The organism is Streptomyces sp. WAC06614, from assembly GCF_003949795.1.
In the GTDB taxonomy this organism is placed as follows: domain Bacteria; phylum Actinomycetota; class Actinomycetes; order Streptomycetales; family Streptomycetaceae; genus Streptomyces.
The window spans coordinates 1-8,275 of the sequence record NZ_RPRY01000298.1 but is presented as its reverse complement, the minus strand read 5'-3'; the positions used below and the strand labels follow the sequence as shown (position 1 = coordinate 8,275).

Here is an 8,275-nt window from a genome sequence, read left to right as displayed (position 1 = left end):
GTCCCTCCCCATCCCCACGTGACATCCCCGCGGCCCGCCGACCGGAGGCCGCCCGGGAGTGAAAGGCATCGCCGCCGCGATCGGCGCGCTCTGCCTCACCCCCTTCCTGCTGGCCGGCACCGCCGTCCTCGCCGCCGCCGCGAGCGACTCCTCGGACCAGGGCACCTCCTGCTTCACCAAGTCGGTCGACACCGAAGCCGTACGACGCCAAGTCACCGCCGTTCTCGGCGGATCCGGCGCCCAGAAGGTCCACGTCGACGGCCTTGACCTGCCCGACGAGCAGATACCGCACGCCCGCACCATCGTCGCCACCGGCATCACGCTCGAAGTACCCGAGCGCGGCCAGGTCGTCGCCCTGGCCACCGCCATCCAGGAGAGCCGGCTGCGCAACCTCGGCTACGGCGACCGCGACTCGCTGGGCTTGTTCCAGCAGCGACCCAGCCAGGGGTGGGGCACTGCCGCCCAGGTCCGAGACCCCGTCTACGCCAGCACGAAGTTCTACCAGGGCCTGCTCAAGGTCCCCGGCTGGCAGCAGATGACGATCACGCAGGCCGCGCAGGCCGTCCAGCTGAGCGGCTTCCCCGACGCATACGCCCAGTGGGAACCCCTCGCCCGCGCGCTGCAGCAGGCGATCGCCCCGACGCTCAAGGGCGCACAGCCGCCCGCCGGCGGCCAGAACCCCGGCATCCCGGCCACCGACCCGTGCGCTCCGAGCGAAGACGGCAGCGGCTCCGGGCCGATCCCCGAAGGGGCCGTCCCCAAGGGGTACTCGATCCCCGCCGACGCCGATCCCCGCGCCAAGACGGCCATCACGTGGGCCATGAACCAGCTCGGCACCCTTTACCAGTGGGGCGGCTCCTGTCTCGCACCCCACGGCCCGGACCCCATGGGCCGGTGCGACTGCAGCTCTCTGACCCAGCAGGCGTACAAGAAGGCCGGGATCACCCTGACCCGGACCACATACACCCAGGTCAAAGAAGGCAACGCCGTCCCGCTGAACCAACTTCGCCCCGGCGACCTGGTGTTCAGCCGCGGCACCGTCGCAGTCCCCGAGCACGTCGGCATCTACGCCGGCCATGGCTACGTCATCGAGGCCCCGCGCACCGGAAAACCAGTCCGCTTCGCCACCCTCGCTGACTTCGCCGCCAACAGCGCACGCCGTTTCCCGTGACACCGGTCCGCCCGGCCGGCCCTTGAGGCGCCGGGCGGACCGGACCACGTTCGCGCCGCAGAGCGCCCCCCCATCCCCCTTTCTTCCTGTTCCCCGGCAGGGCCCGCCGTGTCCTGCGCATGCAAGGAGCGCACCACCATCTCCCCCGTCCACCTCACCCCACCCCTGTCCGAACGCTTCACTCTGCTTGCCTACGATCCGGGGGTCTCGCCCAAGGGCGGCGGCCTGCCCGGACTCGAAGTCCTGCGCACCGTCGTCAACTCGATCAACCTCTTCGGCATCGTCGCGGTGGTCGGCGCGCTCGCCGTCAGCCTCGGCGTGTGGGCCTGGGGCCACCACTCCGGCGGCCACCAGGCCGAAGCCAACGGCAAGAAGGGCGCGGTCGTGAGCGCCGGCGCCGCCCTCGGCCTGGGCGCGGCCAACGGAATCGTGGCCTTCTTCAGCGCCCTCGGCTCGCAGGTCCACTGATGAGGAAACGTTCCCTCGACGCTCTCGGCATCGGCTGGCAGCCGCCCCGGCGCATCATGCTCGCCGCTGGCATCCTGGCCGCGCTGCTCGTACTGACTGGAGCCGTGGCCTGGTGGACCGGCCGCGGCCAGAGCGACAGCGCTTCCGCGCCACACACCGGGTCCTCCGCATCGCCGAAGAGCACCTCCGCTCCCGTGCCGAAGCCGCCCCCGGGCGGGTCCAAGGTCGCAGGGCCCCCACCGATCGCCGACCCACTGGCTTTCGCCCGGGCGAGCGCGGTGATGCTGTGGACCTTCGACGCCCGCACCACCAGCCGTGACGACCAGCTCGCCGGCATGCACACCTGGATGACCGGCGAGACCGCGTACGCGGACTGGGACTCCGTCCAGGCCCAGATCCCGGACCCGCTCCTGTGGTCCCGGCTGAAGGACAACGGCCAGCACGCCAGTGCCACCACCTCCGAGGGGCACTTCCCCTCGGCGTTCAAGCAGGCCCTGGCCGAGAACCCGCAGGCGATCACCGAGGCGTACATCTACGCCGTCACCGTGCGCGGCAAGACACAGCTCGCCTGGAACGGCGGCGGGGGCGGTGCCGAGGACCGCCAGATCACCCTCGCCGTCCAGTGCCGCCCCGGCAAGGACTGCCGCCTGGTCGCCGTAGCCCCGCGCGTCGCCCCGTAGCCCTTCCCCTCTCCCCGAAAGGACGCCCGCGTGGGCTTCTGTGACCTGCCCGTCGCCGGCAAACTCTGCACGGTCGGCGACGTGATCGACTTCGCCTCCGATCCCGTCGGCGCCATCGGGGACTGGATGGCGAAGAGCGCCGGCGACCTCGCCGCCGCCGCGGCCGACCTCGCCGCGAAGGCCATCAACCGGACCACCGACATCGACCTGGGTGCCGGCTGGTTCCGCGACAACTACGAGACGATCTTGCCCATCGGTCTGCTCGTGCTGGTCGCGACCTTCTGCGCCCAACTCGTACGCGCCGCCATCAAACGCGACGGCCAGGCCCTGACCCAGGCCGTCACCGGCACGGCCAGCGGTGTGCTGTTCGCGTTCTGCGCCATCGCCTTCACCACGGTGGCCCTCGAAGTCGTCGACGCATTGAGCGACGGGCTGTTCAAGGCGTCGGGAACAGACATGTCCACGGCCGTGCGGCGCCTCGTCAAGATCTCCCAGATCGGCGCCATCGCGGGCATGGGCTGGCTCGTCGCCGTCGTCGCCGCCTGCGCGAGCGCGATCGGGATGTTCCTCCTCTGGGGCGTGATGATGGTCCGCAAGGTCGGCATCCTGATCTTGGTGACCCTCGCGGTCTTCGCGGGCGCTGGCGGCGGCTGGGAGGTCGCCCGCCGCTGGCGGCGCGGCTGGATCGAAGCCACCGCAACCCTCGTGGTGTCGAAGCTGTTGATGACGATCATCTTCGTGCTCGGCATCGCGGCCATGAGCAAGACCGAAGCCAAGGACGGCGTCGGCGCCCTCGCCGACATGGCCGCAGGCATGGTCATCATGCTCCTGGTGCTGCTCTGCCCGTACATGGTGTTCAAGTTCGTCCACTGGGCCAGCGAAGGCACCGACGGTGAGCAGATTCACCGAGCCGGCGGTGCAGGTGCCCAGATGGCCCGCCAGCACGCCGAGAACGCCGGACGCAAGGCCGCTTCCGCAGCAGCCACTGCGGGCACCGGCGGCGCGGCAGCCGGGGCCGGGGCCGCGGGCGGCACCCAGGCAGCAGGCGGCGGGGGCTTCCCCGGCGACATCGCCGCCAACCCCACCGGCGGAATGAGCATGGACAAGGACGACTCCAGCGACAGCTCCGGAGGCGGCTTCCGTGACCTCATGGAACAGTCCGGCACCCCGCAGACCCAGAACAGCACGGGTCAGGGCGCCCCCCCAGCTCGTTCTCGTCTCCTCGGCCCTCACCCTCCTCCTGGTCACGGTGGTGACCTCAGGCCTGATCGGCGCCGTCGTCCTGGCCCCCCTGTGGATCACCACCGGTGTCCTGGTCGGGGTACGCCGGGAGGGCCGGTCCCTGATCGACTGGGCGCCGCTTGTCGCCCGGTACGCCCAGCGCCGCCGGAGCGGACAGACGCTGTGGCGGGCCCGGCCGCTATCCCGGCCCCGGGTCGAAGGGCTGCTCCACCTGCCCGGAACGACCGCGTCGCTTCGGGTGGCCATTTCCGCGTCCGGCGCCGCCGCCGTCCACGACCCCCACCGGCAGACCTTGACCGCTGTCGCCAAGGTCAGCTCCCGCGCCTTCGCCCTGCTCGATCCCGCCACCCAGAACAGCAACGTCACCGCGTGGGGCCGGGCGCTCGCGGGCATCGCCCGTACCGGGCACGTCGCCACCGTCCAGGTCCTGGAGCGCACCGTCCCGGACTCCGGCGACAGCCTCACCCGGCACTGGGCCGAGCACGGCAACCCCCAGGCACCCGTCGCCGGGCAGATCTACTCCGCGCTCGTCGAATCCGCCGGGCCGGCCGCCGCCCCGCACGAGGCGTACCTCGCCATCGCCCTGGACCTCAAAGCCGCCAAGCGCCTGGTCATCCAAGCCGGCGGCGGACTCGACGGTGCCTTCACCGTCATGGCGCAGACCACCGCGTCCGTCGCCCAAGCCGCCCGCACCGCCGGTCTCACGGTGACCGGCTGGCTGGGCCCGCGGGAGATCGCAGCCGTGCTGCGCACCGCCTACGACCCCGCCTCCACCGCCCGCCTCCAGCAGTGGTCCTCCACCGGCCGCGCCGAAGCCGACCCGGCCGCCGCCGGCCCCGTCGCCCAGGTCGAAGAAACCGACCGGGTGATCACCGACTCCGCCCGGCACACCACCTACTGGATCGAGAACTGGCCCCGGACCGAAACCCACGCCGGATTCCTCCACAACATCATGTTCAGCACCGGCGTACGGCGCACCTTCTCCCTCATCTACGCCCCGCAGGGGATCGACTCCGCCCTGCGCGACGTCCAGCGCCGCAAGGCCGCGATCATCGCGGACGCCTCCGAACGCCGCCGCCGCGGCCAGGTGGAGTCCGAGGCAGACAACGTCGAGTACGCAGACGTCAAGACCCGCGAGAAGCAGCTCATCTCCGGGCACGCGGACGTCGCCCTGACCGGGCTGCTCACCGTCTCCGCCGACACCGACGCCCACTTGGACGCCGCCTGCGCGCAGATCGAAACGGCTGCCGCCGGCGCCCAGGTCGACCTGCGGCGCCTGATCTACCAGCAGACGGACGCCTTCACCGCCGGCGCTCTCCCGCTGGCCCGCAACACCCTCTAACCCGCCCGCCCGCCATCTTGGCGTCCATCCCCCGCGAGAAGCCCTTGTCACCTGACGACCGCAGCGACGCCCTCCCCACGAGCGACGCCCACCCGTATCTGCGGGCGGCCACCGCCGGCCTGCGCCACCACACGCGCACCCTCACCGCACAGACCGCCGTCGGCGAGTGCGCCCGGCCCGCCGACCGGCCTCACCTCGACAGCCTGCACGCCCACCTCACCGCCCTGCACCGGCTGCTGGACCAGATCGCTGAACGCACCCGGCCCGAGCGCCCCGCCTCCGGACGGCACCTGGCCACCGCCCACGCCCGCCTCTGGCAGGCAGCCGACGCCGTCCACGCCGCATTCCACCTGCTGCCCGCCGCAGCCCCCGGCGGCAGCGACTGCCACCCCGAGCGGCTCCCGGAAGGCCCGCCCGTGCTGACCATCTGCCAGCGCCACCTGGCCGCCTCCCACGCCATACGGCGCAAGACCACGGCCGCCGACCTCGCCACACCGGCGTCCTGAAACACCCCCGCCCCGGAAACGAGCGAGCACCGTTGTCCCACCGCCGCGCCAGCGCGACCCCCCTGTTCACCCCGCACAACATCGACCGCGCCCAGCGCCGGGCCCTGCGCAAGCAGACGGCCCGAGCCGAAGCCCGCGCCCGCATCGCCGCCGGCGCAGACGCGGAGCAGCAGCCCACCGAGGCGGCCTACCCCGACGCCGTCTACCCGCTCGCCGGACGCCCCGGACCCGCGTCCGCCCGCGGCAGCCGCCTCAAACTCCCCGCCCACCGGATGACCACCGCCGTCGCCTCGGCCGCGTACCCGTTCCTCGCCGAAGGCGGGCTCGGCGCCGACGGCATCTACATCGGCCGCGACCTGCACGCCGAAGGGTCGTTCACCTTCGACCCGTTCTCCCTGTACGGGAAGGTCGAGGGGTTCACCAACCCCAACCTGCTGCTCGCGGGGGTGATCGGGCAGGGCAAGAGCGCCCTGGCCAAGAGCCTGGCCCTGCGGTCCGTCGCGTTCGGCTACCGGGTGTACGTCCCGTGCGACCCCAAGGGTGAATGGAGCGCGGTGGCCGCCGCCTTGGGCGGAACGTCCATCGCGCTGGGGCCGGGCCTACCTGGCAGGCTGAATCCGCTGGACGCGGCGCCGAGGCCGCCGTCCGTGCCGGAGGCGGAGTGGGAAGGCGAGGTCCGCAAACGCCGCCTGCTGCTCCTCGGATCCCTGGCCCGCACCGTGCTGGGCCGGGACCTGCTGCCCATGGAGCACACCGTCCTCGACGTCGCACTCGATGCCGCCTGCGCCCCGGCAGCGGCCAGTGGCCGGCCCCCGCTGCTCGGCGACATCGCCCACGCCCTGGCCGACGGGCCCGGCCTCGACCTCGCCGGCGGCCTACTCGCCGGACGGCTCGGGGAGGCAGCCCGCGACCTCGCCCACGCCATGCGCCGCCTGGTCTTCGGAGACCTGGCCGGGATGTTCGACGCGCCCTCCACCAGCGCCTTCAACCCGTACAGCCCGATGCTGTCCATCGACCTCTCCCGCCTTGGCGGCAGCGACGACACCGCCCTGGTCCTGGCCATGACCTGCGCCTCGGCCTGGATGGAAGCCGCGCTCACCGACCCCTACGGCGGCAGGCGGTGGGTGATCTACGACGAGGCATGGAGGTTGATGAGGCATCCGGCCCTCCTGATGCGCATGCAGGCCCAGTGGAAGCTCTCCCGCGGCCTGGGCATCGCCAACGCCATGGTCATCCACCGGCTGTCCGACCTGCTGACCGCGGGCGACGCCGGCAGCCAAAGCCGCGCACTGGCCGAGGGGTTGCTCGCCGACTGCAGCACCCGCGTGATCTACCGCCAGGAGACCGACCAGCTGCATGCCGCCGCCGGACTCCTCGGACTGACCAGCGTCGAAACCGCCGCACTGTCCCACCTCAGCCGTGGCCGCGGCCTGTGGAAGGTCGCCGGCCGGAGCTTCGTGGTCCAGCACCAGCTGCACCCCGCCGAGCTGCAGCTCTTCGACACAGACGCCCGTATGCACTGACCACAGAAGCGTCCAACCAACCCGGGAACCCATGCCCTCCGCACGCGCCGACCTGTCCCTGTTCGCCTCCGCGCTCGCCGCCCGTCTCCCCGGGCAATGGACGAGCGACTACCAGCAGCACCTCACCTTCGAAAGCCAGTGCGCCACCATCGACCGTCTCTGGGACTGCGGTCATGTCGAGTACATCGTCAGCCAGTACGTCCTGGGCCACGAGGCCATCCTCCACGGTCCGGACGGCCAACACCTCTACGTCACCGACCGGCCTTTGCGGCCGGGCCAGTTCGTCGTCGCTCCGCTGTGCCCAGACGTCGAGCCCCACCACTTCGTGGGTATCGAGGAGCCCAGCGGGATCGTGGTGCCCAACGGTCCCGTCCGGGCCGCCGCCCACATCGCGCGGCGGCTGCTGCCCCGCTATGAAGCCGCCCGCGACGCCGTGCGGCGCAGCCTCGTCGAGCGGCCCGAGCCCCCGCGCCGCACGGCCCCGCCGCAGGTCGACCAGACCCTCACCTTGACCTGGTACGAGGACGGGGCGCTCGGAGCGCCGTACGAGGACGTCCTGGAGGAAGCCAGGGAAGTGCTGTACGTCCACGGATTCCAGTACGCGCCCCACCAGGCCGCTTTCCTCCTCCCCGCCTCCTACGGCGAGACCGACCGCGCCCTACGCCTCCAGGCCGTCGCACTCCGGCTCGCCGCAGCCGGGATCGGCGTGAACCTGCGTCACGCCACGCCCAGCGCCACGCTTCCGCCTCGCCCGCCAGCCGTGGCCCGACCTGTACCCGTCCTGCCCGCGGCCCCTACCGCCCACGCCCGCTGACCACCAGCCCGAAGGAACCGCCATCAGCACCCGCAGCTTCATCGCCCGCCCCACCCCGTCAGACGGCTACGGGGGCATCTACTGCCACTACGACGGCTACCCCGATCACCAGCTCCCCCTTCTACTCGGCGCCGCCCGCTACCGCTTCGGCGGCGACCTCGACGCCCTTCGCCGACACCTCATCGACGGACCCCACGACTGGAAGAACCTCGGCATGGACCTCCTGGACCGGGCCCCCGACAACGTCCGGGAGAAACTCGACCCGCACGGCGACCGCGGGCCGAGCACACCCTTCGACAACGTCTTCAACGTGGACGGCACCCCCGCGAAGCCGATCCCGGTCACCGACGCCAACGCTGATGCGATGGGCCTGGAATGGGGCTACGTCCTGCACGACCACGGCATCGAAGTCATCGCCCTGACCTGGTACGACATCGGCCCCATCGTGCCCTGGGACACCGACCCCCTCTCCCGGATCTCCGGCACCCCCTCCCTCTGGGAGTCGAACCGGCCCGCGCCCATCCAGGCC

Annotated in this window: 7 protein-coding genes and 2 pseudogenes; all 9 read left to right on the top strand. The window is 72.0% G+C overall.

Annotated features, from left to right (window positions below):
* Window positions 1–58 precede the first annotated feature (58 nt).
* Window positions 59–1,171, top strand: a complete 1,113-nt coding sequence (locus EF918_RS28445; RefSeq protein WP_125651795.1) for a C40 family peptidase — start codon at window positions 59–61, stop codon at window positions 1,169–1,171.
* A gap of 138 nt (window positions 1,172–1,309) precedes the next feature.
* On the top strand, window positions 1,310–1,639 hold the full coding sequence (locus tag EF918_RS28440) for a hypothetical protein (protein WP_125651797.1): 330 nt from the start codon (window positions 1,310–1,312) through the stop codon (window positions 1,637–1,639).
* Complete coding sequence (locus EF918_RS28435; protein ID WP_125651794.1) at window positions 1,639–2,319, top strand: hypothetical protein; 681 nt, start codon at window positions 1,639–1,641, stop codon at window positions 2,317–2,319. Before EF918_RS28440 ends, EF918_RS28435 begins: the two co-directional genes overlap by 1 nt.
* 30 nt (window positions 2,320–2,349) lie before the next feature.
* Window positions 2,350–3,411 (top strand): annotated as a pseudogene (locus tag EF918_RS38625) (ATP-binding protein); the annotation flags it as partial.
* A gap of 49 nt (window positions 3,412–3,460) precedes the next feature.
* Entirely contained in the window at window positions 3,461–4,903 is a 1,443-nt protein-coding gene (locus tag EF918_RS28425; RefSeq protein WP_125651793.1) for an SCO6880 family protein, read from the top strand.
* A gap of 44 nt (window positions 4,904–4,947) precedes the next feature.
* Complete coding sequence (locus EF918_RS28420; RefSeq protein ID WP_125651796.1) at window positions 4,948–5,409, top strand: DUF6238 family protein; 462 nt, start codon at window positions 4,948–4,950, stop codon at window positions 5,407–5,409.
* 32 nt (window positions 5,410–5,441) lie between these two features.
* Window positions 5,442–6,932, top strand: a complete 1,491-nt coding sequence (locus tag EF918_RS28415) for an ATP-binding protein (RefSeq protein WP_125651792.1) — start codon at window positions 5,442–5,444, stop codon at window positions 6,930–6,932.
* 31 nt (window positions 6,933–6,963) lie between these two features.
* The gene (locus EF918_RS28410; RefSeq protein ID WP_125651791.1) at window positions 6,964–7,746 is read left to right on the top strand and encodes a hypothetical protein; all 783 of its coding nucleotides are present in this window, start codon (window positions 6,964–6,966) and stop codon (window positions 7,744–7,746) included.
* Between the two features lie 214 nt (window positions 7,747–7,960).
* Window positions 7,961–8,275: pseudogene (locus EF918_RS28405) on the top strand (hypothetical protein); the annotation flags it as partial.